This is a genomic window from Pseudomonas sp. IPO3749, from assembly GCF_013386605.1.
Lineage (GTDB): Bacteria > Pseudomonadota > Gammaproteobacteria > Pseudomonadales > Pseudomonadaceae > Aquipseudomonas > Aquipseudomonas azotoformans_A.
Window position 1 is genome coordinate 14414 of record NZ_JACARN010000057.1, and the last position, 15431, is coordinate 29844.

The following is a 15431-nucleotide window of genomic DNA, read 5'->3' on the forward strand; positions in this document are numbered from 1 at the left end:
ACATAGTTCCGGGCGCGACTAGGATTGCGCCCAACGCCTGTGGCTAACCGCCATGACTCATCCAATAAAAAAGGCCCGCGGCCTGTTAAGTCGTCCGCGGGCCTTCTTTTTTCCGGAATCAGTCGACACCAGAAAAAGCAACACGGAGCCTGGTGTCACAGCGCGTACTCAACCAGGAATAAGGAATACAAGAAAATGTTGAAGCAACGGATGAGTCTGATCGCTCTGGGGATTTTGAGCGCATCGACAGCAATGGCAAACGACCAGGACCAGTCCAAGGGTTTTATCGAAGACAGCCACCTGAACATCGCCGCACGTAACGCCTACATCAGCCGTGACTACAAAAACGGCAAGCAAGACAAAGCCGAGTGGGGCCAAGGCTTCATCGGCAAGCTCGAATCCGGTTTCACCCAAGGCACCGTCGGTGTGGGTGTGGACGTGATCGGCCAATACGCTATTCGTCTGGACGGTGGTAAAGGCCGTGCTGGCGCCGGCGGTATCGACTTCTTCAAACCGGGTAATGGCACTGCCAACAACCCTGGCTCGGCACCCCACGACCTGGCCAAGGGCGGCGCTGCCGTCAAATTCCGCGTTTCCAACACCGTGCTCAAGTACGGTGATCAGTTCCCGGCCGTGCCTGTGCTGCAGTACGACAACTCCCGTCTGTTGTCGGAAACCTACACCGGTACCTCGATCGTCTCCAAAGAGATCGCCGGTCTGCAACTGGACGCGGGTCACTTCACCAAAGAAGCCCGCAAGAGCATGGAAGGCACCGACAGCGGTCGCCTGAAAAGCATCGACTACATCGGTGGTAGCTACAAATTCACCGAAAGCCTGTCGGCTGCGCTGTACGCCTCCGACATGCAGGACGTGCTGAAGAAGCAATACGTCAACATCAACTACGTGCTGGCCCTGCCAGAGAAGCAGTCGCTGACTTTTGACTTCAACGGCTACAAAACCAAGCTGGACAAGAGCTTCGCGCTGGAAAACCAGAAAGACGAAAACGCGCGTGACAACAAAATCTGGAGCCTGGGCGCCACGTGGGCTGTTGGCCCGCACAGCTTCACCGTCGCTCACCAGCGCAGCACCGGCGACACTGGCTACCTGTACGGCGGCTACCGCAACGCTGGCGGCATCGGCGACGGTGGCAACACCATCCTGCTGGCCAACTCCTACTGGTCCGACTTCAACGGCAAGGACGAGCGTTCCTGGCAGCTTGGCTACGGCATCGACTTCGCCACCTTCGGCGTACCAGGCCTGACCTACAACGTTGCCTACGTTCGCGGTACCAACATCGACGACGGTACCAACCGTGGCGATGGCACCGAGCGTGAAATCTGGAACCAGTTCAAGTACGTGGTCCAGAGCGGTCCAGCCAAAGACTTGAGCCTGCGTGCTCGCGCCTCTTGGTTGCGTGTCTCCAACAACGCTGACCAGTACAACGTAGGCGGTAACGAAATCCGTCTGTTCGCCGACTACCCGATCAACGTTTTCTAATTGATCCGGTGTCGCGCCTGATTCCAGGCGATAAAAAACCCCGACTGGTTCGGGGTTTTTTTATGCCTGGCATTCCATCGCGTCTTGTTACACCGCAGTACGAATGAAGTACCCGGCCCCACCTTTATCCCCTCCCGACGCAAGCCTAAATTGGCCCCACTGCCAGCCCATCACCCTGATGGCCGGCCACTGGAGTCATCGCCATGCCTTTTGTCAGCCTGCGCATCACCCGTGACGGCGTTACCCCGGAGCAAAAAGCCCAGGTCATCGCCGAGTTCACCGAAACCCTCGAACGCGTCCTGCACAAACGCCCGGACCTGACCCACATCGTCATCGAAGAAGTCGATACCGATAACTGGGGCTACGCCGGCATCACCACCACCGAATACCGCAAATCCCAAGCCTGAATCCCTACTGGAGAACCCTCATGAAAAAAGTCGTCATCATCACCGGCGCGTCCCAAGGTATCGGCGCCGCCGTGGTCCAGGCCTACCGCGCCCTCGACTACCGCGTAGTCGCCACGTCGCGCTCGATCCAGCCGTCCAGCGACCCGGATATCCTCACCGTCGCCGGCGACATCGCCGACCCGGCCACCGCCCAGCGCGTCATTCGCGAAACCCTGGCCACCTTCGGGCGCATCGACAGCCTGATCAACAACGCCGGTATCTTCATCGCCAAGCCGTTCACGGCCTACACCCAGGAGGACTACGCCAATGTGCTCGCGGTGAACCTCAACGGTTTCTTCTACATCACCCAACTCGCCATTGCCGAGATGGAAAAGAACCACGCCGGCCACATCGTCAACGTCACCACCAGCCTGGCGGACCACGCGATTGACGGCGTGCCGTCGGTGCTCGCCAACCTCACCAAGGGCGGCCTGAATTCAGCGACCAAGTCCCTGGCGATCGAGTACGCCAAGCGTGGCATCCGGGTGAACGCGGTGAGCCCAGGGATCATCAAGACGCCGATGCACGGCGCAGACACCCACGCTGCGCTGGGGCAATTGCACCCGGTCGGGCATATGGGGGAGGTGAGTGACATCGCCCAGGCGATCGTCTACCTGGAGAACGCCGGGTTCGTGACCGGCGAAATTCTGCACGTAGACGGTGGGCAAAGCGCCGGTCACTAAAGGTCAGGCTTTGGCCGGCGCCAGTTTTTTGCAGTTGTCTTTACGTGCCGGATATTGCTCACACTTGCGCAGCACGGTTTGTACCTGCTGCGCATTTTGCATTTGCTGGTTGGCCAACAGTTTCTCGGTGATGAACAGCTCTTCTGAGCCGAGGTGGCGCTCCGCCTTGTCGATCATCGCCAGCGCCGACTGCCCATCCCCGCGTTTGAGGTGATAGCTGATCATCAGGTCGTAGGTGGAGGGGCCCGCCAGGCTCCAGTCCTTGATCGCTTGCAGTTCCTTCAGCGCATCGCTGTTCCGGCCCTGGGCCAGCCGCACGGTGTAGGCGGTGCGCCGGATGCCTGGCTGATCTTTGACGGGGGAGGCCAAGGCTTTGCGGATGAATCCATCAGCGTCCGGGACTTTGTTTTTTTCCAGGGCGTCGTTGGCGAAATAGGCATCCTTGTAACCCTGCATGGCCTTCGCCACTTGCGGGGTGTTCTTCATTTTCGTCCAGCTTGCAGTGCTGACGCGGGCGCGGCGTTCCTGCCGATATTCGCGTTGCAGGTACTGGCGTAACTCGGTGTCGCGGTCGGTTGCCGACATATGGGAGCGATTGAAGTACTGGGCCGTCGCAGTGATGCTGGTGGTCAGGCCGCCTTTGACCAGCACATCCAGTTCCTGGGTAAACCGGTTCAGGTTGAACTGCTGCAGCGAGTCTTGCATGGCATCTTTACGTGCGGTCAGAAAGCCCGTGAGCAACGGTTTCTGCTTGCCCTGAAAATCGTTGAGGCGCTCAAGGCTGTGGGTGGCGGCACGGGGCGCATAACCGGCGCGGATCATCAAGTCAGTGCCGAGCAGGTCGGCCTGGTCTTCCTGGGTGCGGCCCCAGGCGGTGCTCCAGACATGGTCGGAAAACGTGTTGGCCAGCGCGGTATACAGCACGGTATTGCCGATGGTCTTCTGGGTGCCGGCCGGGTCTTTGCTGAACAGTTTCATCGTGCCGGAACTGCGATCCACGCCCGTGTCGGCAGCCATGGTGGCCAGCGCGACCGTGGAGGCGACCGTGGTGAACATCTCTTTCTGCTGCTGGAAGGCGGCCATGCGGTCGTGGTGGTGCAGCAAGACGTGGCTCATCTCATGACCGAGCATCGCGGCAATTTCGTCTTCGCTCCCCACGTTATCCAGCATGCCCAGGGGCACGAATACATTTCCGTAAGGGTCAGCCGACGGGCCGAAGCTGTAGCTGTCGGTGATTTTTACCTGCAAGACCGGCAACTCGCCCGGCCAGCCCTTGGACAAGCGCGTGACAATGCCCTGCAGGTACACCTGCAGCATCGGAATATCCACCAGGTTCTGCTGGCGGGCCTCGGCGGCGGGGACTGCGCGTCCGTCATAGCTCAAGCGTTGTTGGCTCTGGCGTTGCGGGTCGAGTTTGTAATACGGGCGCACGTCTGTGTTATCCACATAATGGCCCTGGACCCGGGATTGGGTCGAAGGCCCCACCAGGTTCATGAACGCCTGATCGGCGCCCTTCAACGTCGCGCAGCCACTGAGTAGCGTGCTTGCCAGCAGGCTGGCCGCCCATAGAGATCCTTTCACCGCAGCGCTCCTTGTTATTGATTACAGCCGGCACCAAAGCCAATGGTGGAGTTGTTGCGGCTGTCTTTGGCCTGGCTTTTGGTCAGGCCTTGGCAGGGAAGATCCACCACGTTCAGCGGCGGCTCGATGCGCAGGTCCATGGTGTCCAGCCAGACCTTCTGGCCGGCCAGTTCCACCTGCACCAAATCCAGCGCCTGGTTGTACTGCAACACCGGCAAAGGCTGCGTAGGCGTCTCTTGCTTCGATAACTCGCGCTGTTGTTTACCTTGCTCATCCAGCACCGCGACCGGGTCGGCGAGGAAGGCCTTGATGCTGTGGGTTTCCGCCCAGGCGCCCTGGGTAAAGAGGGTGGCGAGCAACACAATGAGGCTTCTGTTCATCCTTGGGTTCCTTGAGAAAGACATCTGAGTGGCCCCCTCAGCGATCGCGGTCGAAGAAGGCTTCGATCCGTTCGCTGAACAGCACCAATGACAGCAACACAATGCCCAGCACGTTGACCGGGGTGATGTGGTTGACGCTCAACAGCACACTCACCAGGACAAGTACGGACATCACCAATAGCCACGACGGGCACGGTGAAGAAAAAAATCGGATTTCCCTGCGGCGCCAACGGCTCCAGGTGCGGTGACCCGCCAGCCGTCGCGCATGCAGCGCCTTGAGCACGGCGATCAGCGCCAACAAGACAAGCTCCAGCAGGTCCAGCCAATTGAAGGGCAGGCCGGGAAAGTTGCCGGGCTCGTGGGCGTAGTCCATGCCTGAGTTGATCAGGTTGTCCAAGGCCATGGCGTGCAGGTACACGCCCGGTAGTTGGCCGTGAACCGGCGATTCAACCAGGTCGCCCGTGGAGGTGATATTGGCGCCGACCAGGACCAGGCGGTCGCGCAACAACTCGGTGAGCAAGGCTTGGTCTTGCGGGTCGCTGACTTCCAAGTCGCTGGCTGACACGGTCAGGGTGTAAGGGCAGCGGGCCTGGGCAGAGTCGTCGAGTTTCCAGAACACCGCCTGGAAAAACTGCGCGAGCCCATCCAGGACAAAGTGCCGCGTCGAAGCGCAGTGGCGCACATCGGCAATACGCGCCTGCTCTGGAGCCAGCTTAAGCCCCCACTGCACGGCGATAGGCTGCAGCTGTGCGGCGGTTTGGGCATCCACCGGCGGCGACGGGCACTCTTGCGTCCTACAGTGCTCGCGGTAGAGCGCCATGGCCGGCGTTTCCATCAGCCCGAGTGGCGTTTGAACTGCCAACGGGTACTGATCGCCCACGCCTTCCCAGGCCACCAGGCCTGGGCGACTGACCTCGGCGAAGGGTTGCAGTGTGTTGGCCTGGCCCGCCTCGCCTCGCACGACGCCGGTATTGGCCAGCCACAGCGGGATGCCCTGGCGCTGATATCGCTCGAACACATTTGCCAGTAGCTGACTGCCCCGCGCCGGGTCGCCAAAAGAATGGTCATGGCTGTACAGCAAATCGACGAAAACAGCCTTGGGCTTGTACGCCAGCAAGCGTTTGAACAATTTGCTTTGCTCGCCGTAGGGCATCGGCCAAGAGGTGCCGTTGCGCATCAAGTAGGCATCATCGATCACCACTACCGCCACGCGTTGTTGACCTTCGCTGGAGTAGTGGCTTGCGAACATCCGGTTCAGCCACTGAGCTGACGCCTTGTCGCTGGAGCTGGCCAGGCCGAAAGGGTCCAGGATCGCCAGTAGCACGATGATTGCCGCCAGCCAGTAGCGGCGGTGATTGAAAAGCGCAGGGGTCGACAAATCCATGTCTCGATAAAAAGCACAAGCAAGGCAGGGTTTTTAACGGAGCGAGGAGGGGGTGTCAATGAAAAAGGTGGCTAAGTGCCATAAGTGTGTGGCGCGCCCGCTGACTAAGCATTGTCCTCCCTTGGCGAGCGCCCGAAATAGGCTTTGTAGGCGCGGCTGAATGCCGCTTCAGACTCATAGCCAATCGCGAAGCCAACTTCTCCGATGCGGGCGTCCTGTTTGGACAGCATGGTTTTTGCCAGTGCCAGCCGCCATTCATTCTGATAACGCAACGGCGAGCGTCCTACCAGTGTGCTGAAGCGGTCGCAGAAATTCGACCGCGACATGCCCGCCATCTCCGCCAGGGCATCGATGCGCCACTGCTTGCCAGGCGTTTCGTGAATGACTTTAAGTGCCCGGGCGATCCGCGCATCCGACAACCCACCCAGCCATCCGAAAGCAAGCCCCTGGTGCACCCAAGTGCGCAGGATACGGATTACCACCAGGTCGATCAGCCGCGAAATCATCAATGCCCCACCTGGCTGCGTGTCGTGGGCTTCAAGCAACATGAAATGCAGGATGCCTTCCGACCAGGCGGCCGCGTCGGCATGCTGGATATGGATCAGCCGCGGCAGGGCAAACAGCATGGCCTGAAAGCTGCTCGCATCAAACCAGAAGCGGCAGATGACCACGGTGGCGGCCCCCTCCACTGCCGTCATCGCCAAGCCCGCTGGGCTGTGGGGCAGCAGGATGACATCGCCCTGGTTGAGTGTTTTTGGCGGTTGGCCGGCAATCTCCAAACGCAGTTGGCCTTGCTGAAGCACACAGATGTGAGCGCTTTTTTCATCGAGTTCCAGGGGCTGCGCTTGCGCCAGCGTGCAGGCATAAACACGGTCACCCGTCAGGCGGATCTGCGCCAGGACCTGGGACAGCAGATCCCCTTTGGCCAAACCTTCGAGTTGCATTTCTGGATGAATGATCAAGTTTTCCAAAGGATCCATCATGTCGCGCCGACCCCATCCTGATTAAGCTGAGCCTCGAGATCATAGCGCGCCGCCGCCGTCTGGATGCAAGTTTTCAGCGCCGCTCGTCTATGCACAACATCCAATTGCATGGGAACACTCAAATGTTCGGAATCTCCCCCCTTGGCTGGCTGCACACCCTCGGCAGCCTGCCGGCCGTTCCACTGGCCGCCTATATGTTTATCAAACACGGGCGCATTGTTCCTCGGTCGGTGCCGGGGTTGTTCTACTTCGTGTCGATGTTGATCGGTGGCTTGACGGTATTTCTGGTCGCGCATCAACCCGTCAGTCCTGTGATCGGTGTCATTACCCTTGCGCTGCTGTTGGCGGGCTACGGAGTCGAGTACGTCGTTTGGCTGGGAAGAGCGCGCGCGTACCTGGAAACCGTTTTCTTGAGCCTGACCGCGTTCTTTCTGATGGTGCCCACCGTATCCGAAACGCTGCGTCGTGTGCCGGATGGCCACCCTTTCGTGACCGATCTGAAATCCCCGGTACTGCTTGGCGCGCAAGCGATTATCGCCGTGATGCTGGTGGTTGGCGTGGCCGTACAGATGGTTCATTTGCGCAGGAAGGCGCGTCTTATCGCCGCCCACTGAAACTCTGCAAGACCTCCCCGCCAGTAAAGCCATTCCCCTCGGTATCCTGTATGCCGCCCGCAAAAATCCTCGGACGTTCTTGCCTTTTAGTGTGCTGATGGTGCCGCACGCTACAGGGCAAGTTCGGTCGTGCGGCGTGACCTGTGATCAATTAGTGCCGTCAATTAAATGACTTATTTTTGACTGAAACTGCCGTTTGGCGGCAAGTAAGACAATGCGTTGACAGTCTCTTGCGGATCCAACATTATTCGCGACGATTTTGATGGCTCTAAGCCATTAAAATGACATTAGCGACGCGCATTCGTCCCATGCTGTGGTTCTTCAAGATTCAGGGATAAGGCGGCTTGGACTCGGATGGCCAGGCGATGTTGGTCAGGGTAGCCCTTAAACACTGTCACCTTCAATTTGCGGGTCCGCTTCTGCGTGCCTGCGCTCGAGTCTTAGGAAGTAAACTTCATGGCTGTAGGACGAATTCTGGTTACCGGTGGTGCAGGTTTTATTGGGTCACATCTGGTTGATGCTTTGCTGGGTAAAGGCTACAAAATTCGCGTACTGGACAACTTGTCGACCGGTAAGGTGGCTAATCTGCCCGCCGGGAACCCAGAACTGGAGCTGATGATAGGTGATGTCGCAGACAGCGCCGTGGTCGAGCAGGCCATGCGTGATTGCAGCGCCGTCGTGCATCTGGCTGCAGTGGCGTCGGTGCAGGCCTCGGTAGACGACCCTGTCGCGACCCACCAGGCCAATTTCGTCGGCACGCTCAATGTGTGCCAAAGCATGCTCAAGGCCGGCGTGGCGCGCGTCGTGTTTGCCTCCAGCGCTGCGACCTACGGCAACAACGGCGAAGGCACAGCCATCGCCGAGGACACCCCCAAGTCCCCGCTGACGCCTTATGCCAGCGACAAGTTGGCCAGTGAGTACTACCTGGACTTCTACCGTCGTGAGCACGGCCTGCAACCGGTGATATTCCGTTTCTTCAATATCTTCGGTCCCCGTCAGGATCCGTCTTCGCCGTACTCCGGTGTGATCAGCATCTTCACCGAGCGCGCGTTGGCGGGTAAGCCGATTACCGTATTTGGTGACGGCGAGCAAACCCGCGATTTCGTCTACGTGCAGGATCTGGTGAGCATCCTCGTCCAGGCAGTCGAGACTCGCGAACCGGCACCTGAAGCAATCAACGTAGGGCTTAGCCGCTCGACCAGCCTCAACGACCTGATCGCCGAACTGGGCAATGCCACCGGCACCCCGTTGAACGTGACGTACCAGGCGCCACGCCAAGGCGACATACGCCATTCGCGCGCCGATAACACCCGTCTGTTGGAGCGTTTTGCACTCGCGCAACCGACATCCATCGGTCAGGGTTTGGCGCAGCTTTTGCGCAGTTTGTAGTTCGCCGGTCACTTCGCCCGACGTTTACGCAGTATTGGCTCAGTCATCTTCAAGAGTGAATTATGGAAATCGTTTTCCGCAGGACGCGTGTCCGCGCGATCGCTGAGCGGCTGTTCGCCGCTCTTGCCTTATTCGTCGGTGGGCCGGCTGTGCACGCTGCTGCTTTATCCCAGCCGAGCAGCGTAGCTTTCTGGTACGCCGAGCAACCCCCGCTGCCGGAACTGTCGCAGTTCGACTGGGCCGTGGTCGAGCCGGGCCACATGACGCCCGCCGATGTAAAGACCTTGCGGGCGCTGGGCAGCCAGCCGTTTGCCTACTTGTCCATCGGTGAATTCGATGGCAACAAGGCCGAGGTCGAGAAAGCGGGGTTGAGCAAAGCGGTTTCCCCGGTGCGTAACGACGCCTGGAACAGCCAAGTGATGGACCTCACGTCGACGGCCTGGCGCGAGCATCTGTTCGGGCGTGCCAAGGCGCTGGAAGCGCAAGGCTATGCCGGCCTGTTCCTCGATACGCTCGACAGCTTCCAACTGATGCCCCAGGCCTCGCGCGAAAGCCAACGCGTCGGCCTGGCCAGCTTGTTGCGGGAGCTGCACAAGCGTCAGCCAAACCTGAAGCTGTTCTTCAACCGTGGTTTCGAAGTGTTGCCTGAGCTGGACGGCGTAGCCGCCGCCGTGGCAGTCGAGTCGATCCATGCCGGTTGGGATGCTTCCGCCAAACGCTATCGCCCGGTGTCCGAGTCTGATCGCCAGTGGCTCGAAACCCACCTGCAACCGCTACGCGCCAAAGGCGTGCCGCTGGTGGCCATCGACTACCTGCCACCGGAGCGTCGTGAAGAAGCGCGCAAACTCGCCAAGCGTCTGCGCGATGAAGGTTTCATTCCCTACATCAGCACTCCCGACCTCAACACCCTGGGCATCAGCAGCATTGAGGTCCAGCCGCGTCGCATTGCGATGATCTACGATCCACGCGAAGGCGCGCTGGAGGATGCTGCCGGCCATAGCAACCTGGGCGGTTTGCTGGAGTATCTTGGCTACCGTGTCGATTATCTGCCTGCCAACAGTGACCTGCCGCTCTACGGTTTCAGTGGCTTGTACGCGGGCGTAGTGACCTGGATGACCAGCGGTCCACCGCAGGATGCGCCGGCGTTCAATCGCTTTATCAATGCACGCCTGGACGAACAGGTCCCGGTGGTGTTTTTCAGTGGCCTGCCGGTTGAGGACAAATTGCTGCTCAAGCGCCTGGGCCTCAAGCGGGATGCGCCGCCTGCCACTCAAGTGTTGACCGTCACCCACCAGGACAAAGCCTTGCTGGGTGCATTCGAGGCACCGGTGGTGCCGCGCTCGCGCGACCTGGCAGCGGTTTCTGTATTGCCCAACGGCCCAACCCCGGCGTTGTCCTTGAGCGGTGCCAATGGCGCCGTTTTCAACCCGGTGGTGGTCGGCAAATGGGGCGGCATTGCCCTTGCGCCTTACCTGCTTGAAATCAACAACGAGCGCAGCCGCTGGATTCTCGACCCGTTCGCATTCCTCCAGGCCAGCCTGCGTCTGCCGGCGCAACCGCGACCGGACACTACCACCGAAAATGGCCGGCGCATTGCGACCGTGCACATCGATGGCGACGGTTTCCCCTCCCGTGCCGAAGTGCGCGGCACGCCCTACGCCGGTCGTCACACCCTGGACGACTACATCAAGCCCAACCCGTTCCTGACGTCGGTGTCGATCATCGAAGGCGAGATCTCGCCGCGCGGTGCCTTCCCGTTCCTGGCGCGTGAGCTTGAGCCGATTGCCCGTGAGATCTTCGCCAACCCTAAAGTCGAAGTGGCCACGCACACCTACAGTCACCCGTTTTTCATGCAGCCGGACAAAGCCAAGAAGCGCGAGAACTTCAACCCGGAATACGGCTTGAACATGAAAATCGCCGGCTACGACAAAATCGATTTTCGCCGCGAGATCTTTGGTTCGCGCGACTACATCAACCAGAACCTGACCACCCCGCAAAAGCCGGTGAAAATGGTGTTCTGGCCAGGCGATGCACTGCCGTCCTCGGACACTCTCAAGCTGGCGTATGACGCCGGCCTGAAGAACGTCAACGGCGCCGAAACCATCATGACCAAGGCCAACCCGTCGCTGACCGGCCTCAACCCTTTGCTGCGTCCGACGCCTGGCGGGTTGCAATACTACGCGCCGATCATCAACGAGAACCTGTACACCAACCTGTGGAAAGGCCCGTACTACGGGTTCCGTGAGTTGATCGAGACTTTCGAACTGACTGACAGCCCGCGCCGTCTGCGTGGCCTGCACCTCTACTACCACTTCTATTCCAGCACCAAGCAGGCGTCGATCAAGGCCATGCACGAGATCTACGGCTACATGCGCGAGCAGCAACCGATGTCGTTGTGGATGAGTGACTACGTCGACCGTCTGCATGGCCTGTACCAGTCGAGCCTGGCGCGTACGGCTGACGGCGCCTGGCAGATTCGCGGGATGGACGCACTGCGTACTGTACGCCTGGATGCGCAAATGGGCTGGCCGGACTTGCTCAACTCCCAAGGCATCGCGGGTGTACGCGACTTGCCGCAAGGGCGCTACGTCGCCCTGAGCAGTGACCGGGCGTTGCTGGTATTGCGTGCCGACAGAGACCCCCGACCTGCACTGGAGGACGCCAACGTGCCGTTACTCGATTGGCGTTATTTGGACGATCGTCGCGTGAGCTTTTCCTTCGCCGGCCAGTTCGACCTGACCTTCTCCGTGCGCTCGGCCACCGCCTGCCGCGTGGAAGTCGATGGGCAACGATTCGCGGGCAAGGCTTCGGCCGGCCTTTGGACTTTTCAACTTCCTATGAAGCAGGTGAGTAATGGTCAACTCCTCTGCAACTAAAAGCAGCCGCCTGCTCAATCCATGGGCATTGGCGGTGGTCGCGGTGGCCGTGGGCGGCTTGCTGTGGGCAACCTTCCAGCGTGAAGAGGTGTTCCAGCCCGACGGGCGTGAACCCGACGCCGTGTCGGCCAACTATGCCGAGCTGTTGCTGACGGCGCACCCGGAGGACGACCACTTGCGTTTGCAACTGGTCGACCTGCTGATTCGCCTCGGTGACTACACCAAAGCGCGCCAACACGTGGATGCCTGGCCCAAGCCACAGCCGGAAATCCAGGCCTACTATCGCCTGGAACTGGATGCGCTGATCGCGGCCAGTGGCAACGACTTGATCGCGCAACAGGCGTTGGTCGAGCGTTTGCAAAGCTTCGATCATCGCAAGCTGCCGGTGGCCCAGCTGCAAAACCTGGCGAAGCTGGCGTTGACCCTGCAGGCGCCGGCATTTGCTGCCACGGTGTTCGAAGAGATCGCCGGGCGTGACCCGGCGCAACATACCGAGGCGCTCAAATCAGCCGCGCAGTGGTACCTGGCGGGTGAGCAACCGGCGCGCGCCGCAGACATCTATCTGCAACTCAAGCGTGAAGCCCAACAACCGAGTGAGCGACGGGAATACGCACAACTCGCGTTCAACAGCCTGCTCTCGGCCGGCCGTGACGAGCAGGCCGCGCAAGTGCTGGCGGATGAGTTGCCCCAGCTGAAGAACCCGCAAACCGACGTGGCATGGCTGGAGCAAGGCGTGGATATCGCCGTTGCGACCAAGCAGTTCGACTTGGCCCAGCGTGTGCTCCAGCAGTGGCATGACCTGGAGCCTGATAACCGCAAGATCCTGGTCAAGGAATTCCAGGTGCGTTTGTCTATCAATGATCTGGCGGGTGCATGGGAAACCGGTCAAGAGTTGGTCATCGATTACCCGGATGACACCGCGTTGCTGGAGCAAATGGCCAAGCTCGGTGAGTGGCGCGGCGATAACGAGGCCGCGCTGGACTACTGGATTCGCCTGCTCAAACTCAAGGAAGACGCAAAAACCCGCGAGCACGCCTGGCGTCTCGCCAGCCTGCAATTCGACTTTGCCCGCTCGATCCCGCTGCTCGCTGAGATCATGCAGCAGCGTCCGCTCACGGATACCGAACTGGATGCGTTGATCTACGGCCATGAATCACGCGGCACTCCCGCTGAAGCCGAGTCCTGGTTGCGCACCTACCTGCGCAAGTACCCGGCCCATCGCCTGGCTTGGACACGCTTGTTGCAGAATCTGGAAAACACCGGACAGTTCGCGGCCAAAGGCAAGCTCTACAAGGACTATGCCAAACGCTACAAGCTGACCACTGCCGAATTGGTCGATTGGGCCAGTACGGAAATGAAGCTGTTTGATGAGCAAGCGGCCTGGGAAGTGGTGAAGTCGGACGACGCCTCCATCAATGACCCTGAGTACTGGCGCACCCGTGCGGCGCTCGCTTGGGACCTGGAACGCGACGAAGACTTGCGCGTCTCCCTGGAAAAGCTGCTGTCCCTCAACGGCAAGCTGACCAGTGGCGACGAAAGCCAGTTGATCACCCTGTATCGCACCAGCGATCCCCAGCGCGCCTTGAAGTTGATGGTCGACAGTTGGCACCGCGCCCAGGACCCGCAACGGCTGGTCGAGGCGCTGCAACTGGCCCAGGAGCTACAAGAATGGGACCAGGTCGTGGCCCTGCTGGACGACGCCAAGAAATATCCGGCGGCCTACGAGCAAGCGCAGGTCCTGGCGGTTCGCGGTGCGTTGGCAGTGGAGCAGGGCGATACTGCCGAGGCCGAGCGTCTCTATCTGCTGGGCTTGTCGCGCTACCCGGATGACAACCTGTTCCGCGAGCGCTTGACCTGGCTGTACGTCGACCAGGCCGACACGGCAAAGCTCAAGCCTCTGCTGACCAAGTGGCGTGCCTATGCACGGGAAGACCGTCTGCTCTGGTTGCCATTCGCCAGTGCCAGCCAGCTATTGGGGCGCGATGCCGAGGCCTTGGCCTGGTATCGCCTGTACCTCAAGCTCAGCCCGAACGACTGGCTGGTGCAGGCGGCGTATGCCGACGCACTGGAAACGTCCGGCTACCAGGACGCCGCCCAGCGCCTGCGCTTGAAGTTGCTGCGCAGCCCCGAAGCCGACAACCTGCAACCCTCGTCCCAGCGCTATGCGATCTGGCTGCGCTTGATGTCGAGCAGCTACTCGCCGCAAAAGGCCCAGCAAGCACTGCTGAAGTGGAAAGACGGTTCGCCAGCGATGAAACAGCTGTGGTTCGAACGTCTGCTGGCCCGCCTGGATGCGACCAACCAGCAAGCGCAGAAAGACGACTGGCTGGCCTGGGCGCGTACCCAAGGTCTCAAGGTCGACCGTTACGAGCAGATCCAGGAAGCCTTGCGCAGCCGTAATAAAGCCCAGGTTGAAACCCTGTTGGCCAGCAGCGACCTGAACCCGGCGCAGCGTGCACAAGCGCTCAGCCGTTTGGGCCGTACCAACGAGGCCCTGGAAACCAGCCTGTCTGCACTGGGCGACGACCAGCAGGATTCGGTAAACGAGCAACTGCGTCGCCAAGCGGTGGAGATCCACGAAGCCACCCCGCAAGGTGCATTGCTGTCGTATCAGAAACAGGACTTCGGTGGCTTGTCGTTTGACTCGCCGCGCCTGGAAATCGCCCACAACCTGGGTGACAACTGGTACGCCGATGTCGAGATGGAACACGGCAACTATAAAGGCGACGACGTCATCTCTTCGCGCATCGGCGACGAGAGCAACGCGGCCCTGACCTTGGTGCGCTCGGTGGAAAACGGCAGCTGGAAGCTGTTCGCCGACACCAGCCAGCGCAAGGACGACGACCGTAACGGCCTGGGCCTGTCGCGCATGTGGCAGTTGGGCAACAGCCACCAGCTCGAAACCGGCCTGGACTGGCATCGCAAGAGCGACGACAGCGGCCTGATGCGTGCTTTCGGCCAACAGGACCGCGCCTGGGTCGGCGGTCGCCATGGCCTGACGGCACGGGACCAATTGAGCTGGGAAGTGGCACAGCGCTCGTTCTCGACCCGTGCCGGCGACTCGTTGGGCAATGGTCATGCGCTGAAGGTGGAGCTTAACCATACGCTGGAATTCGCCGGGCCTAACTGGACGGTGCGCAGTGGCGTGGATTACCAGAAGAACAACGTGAAGGATCGCAACCTGGACTACCTCTCCAGCGATTTCAAAGGACCGATTCGGGTGCCTGATGTCGCGCCGCCTGAGCCTGGTGATCCGATCGAGTTGCAGACCATCCCGTCAGGCGACCTGCTGCAAAGCCGCTACGGCCAACTCTACGTCGGCACGTCCTGGCGTCGCGGCATCCCTGGCGCGCTGGTGCGCAGCAAGCCGCAATACACCTGGCTGGTGGACATGACGGCGGGCTGGCAGTGGACAGACCAAACCTTCAACTATGGCATCAACACCGGCGTCGGCTTCGAAGTCCTGGGTGACGACGAACTGGCCCTCACCTTCGGCTACCAATCTGCGCCACAGGGCGGGGATGGCAAGTCCGGCGGCACACTGGGTATGAGCTACGGCGTGCGTTTCGGGCGCTGATTACAGAATCTACGGGAGAAA

The 15431-nt window shown here is 60.4% G+C and carries 11 protein-coding genes; 7 read left to right on the forward strand and 4 right to left on the reverse strand.

Annotated elements, in window-relative coordinates; all coding sequences use genetic code 11:
- The first annotated feature begins 195 nt into the window (after positions 1–195).
- The 3 genes from HX812_RS21760 (at position 196) to HX812_RS21770 (ending at position 2626) form a co-directional block, all read left to right on the forward strand.
- Positions 196–1497, forward strand: a complete 1302-nt coding sequence (locus HX812_RS21760; protein ID WP_038842131.1) for an OprD family porin — start codon at positions 196–198, stop codon at positions 1495–1497.
- A 203-nt stretch (positions 1498–1700) separates the two neighbouring features.
- Positions 1701–1904, forward strand: a complete 204-nt coding sequence (locus HX812_RS21765; RefSeq protein ID WP_016979078.1) for a 4-oxalocrotonate tautomerase family protein — start codon at positions 1701–1703, stop codon at positions 1902–1904.
- A 20-nt stretch (positions 1905–1924) separates the two neighbouring features.
- Positions 1925–2626, forward strand: coding sequence for an SDR family NAD(P)-dependent oxidoreductase (locus HX812_RS21770; RefSeq protein ID WP_038842128.1), 702 nt, complete (start codon positions 1925–1927; stop codon positions 2624–2626).
- Between the two features lie 3 nt (positions 2627–2629).
- Here the strand turns inward: HX812_RS21770 and HX812_RS21775 are convergent, their stop codons facing one another.
- From HX812_RS21775 to HX812_RS21790, 4 genes are all read right to left on the reverse strand, one after another.
- Positions 2630–4207, reverse strand: coding sequence for a M48 family metallopeptidase (locus tag HX812_RS21775; protein ID WP_038842125.1), 1578 nt, complete (start codon positions 4205–4207; stop codon positions 2630–2632).
- A gap of 14 nt (positions 4208–4221) precedes the next feature.
- Complete coding sequence (locus HX812_RS21780) at positions 4222–4587, reverse strand: hypothetical protein (protein WP_038842122.1); 366 nt, start codon at positions 4585–4587, stop codon at positions 4222–4224.
- A 37-nt stretch (positions 4588–4624) separates the two neighbouring features.
- On the reverse strand, positions 4625–5971 hold the full coding sequence (locus HX812_RS21785; RefSeq protein ID WP_038842120.1) for a CHASE2 domain-containing protein: 1347 nt from the start codon (positions 5969–5971) through the stop codon (positions 4625–4627).
- A 104-nt stretch (positions 5972–6075) separates the two neighbouring features.
- Positions 6076–6954 (reverse strand): AraC family transcriptional regulator, encoded by an 879-nt coding sequence (locus HX812_RS21790; protein ID WP_038842117.1) that lies wholly within the window; start codon positions 6952–6954, stop codon positions 6076–6078.
- Positions 6955–7076: 122 nt separating this feature from the next.
- Between HX812_RS21790 and HX812_RS21795 the strand changes: the two genes are divergently transcribed.
- The 4 genes from HX812_RS21795 (at position 7077) to HX812_RS21810 (ending at position 15410) form a co-directional block, all read left to right on the forward strand.
- Positions 7077–7568 carry a hypothetical protein gene (locus HX812_RS21795; protein WP_038842114.1) on the forward strand — a complete coding sequence of 164 codons (492 nt, stop codon included), beginning with the start codon at positions 7077–7079 and terminating at the stop codon, positions 7566–7568.
- Positions 7569–8024: 456 nt separating this feature from the next.
- Positions 8025–8957 carry an SDR family NAD(P)-dependent oxidoreductase gene (locus HX812_RS21800; protein ID WP_038842112.1) on the forward strand — a complete coding sequence of 311 codons (933 nt, stop codon included), beginning with the start codon at positions 8025–8027 and terminating at the stop codon, positions 8955–8957.
- Between the two features lie 62 nt (positions 8958–9019).
- The gene (locus tag HX812_RS21805; protein ID WP_038842109.1) at positions 9020–11833 is read left to right on the forward strand and encodes a bifunctional glycoside hydrolase 114/ polysaccharide deacetylase family protein; all 2814 of its coding nucleotides are present in this window, start codon (positions 9020–9022) and stop codon (positions 11831–11833) included.
- Positions 11811–15410, forward strand: a complete 3600-nt coding sequence (locus HX812_RS21810) for a tetratricopeptide repeat protein (protein WP_038842106.1) — start codon at positions 11811–11813, stop codon at positions 15408–15410. Before HX812_RS21805 ends, HX812_RS21810 begins: the two co-directional genes overlap by 23 nt.
- Positions 15411–15431 lie beyond the last annotated feature (21 nt).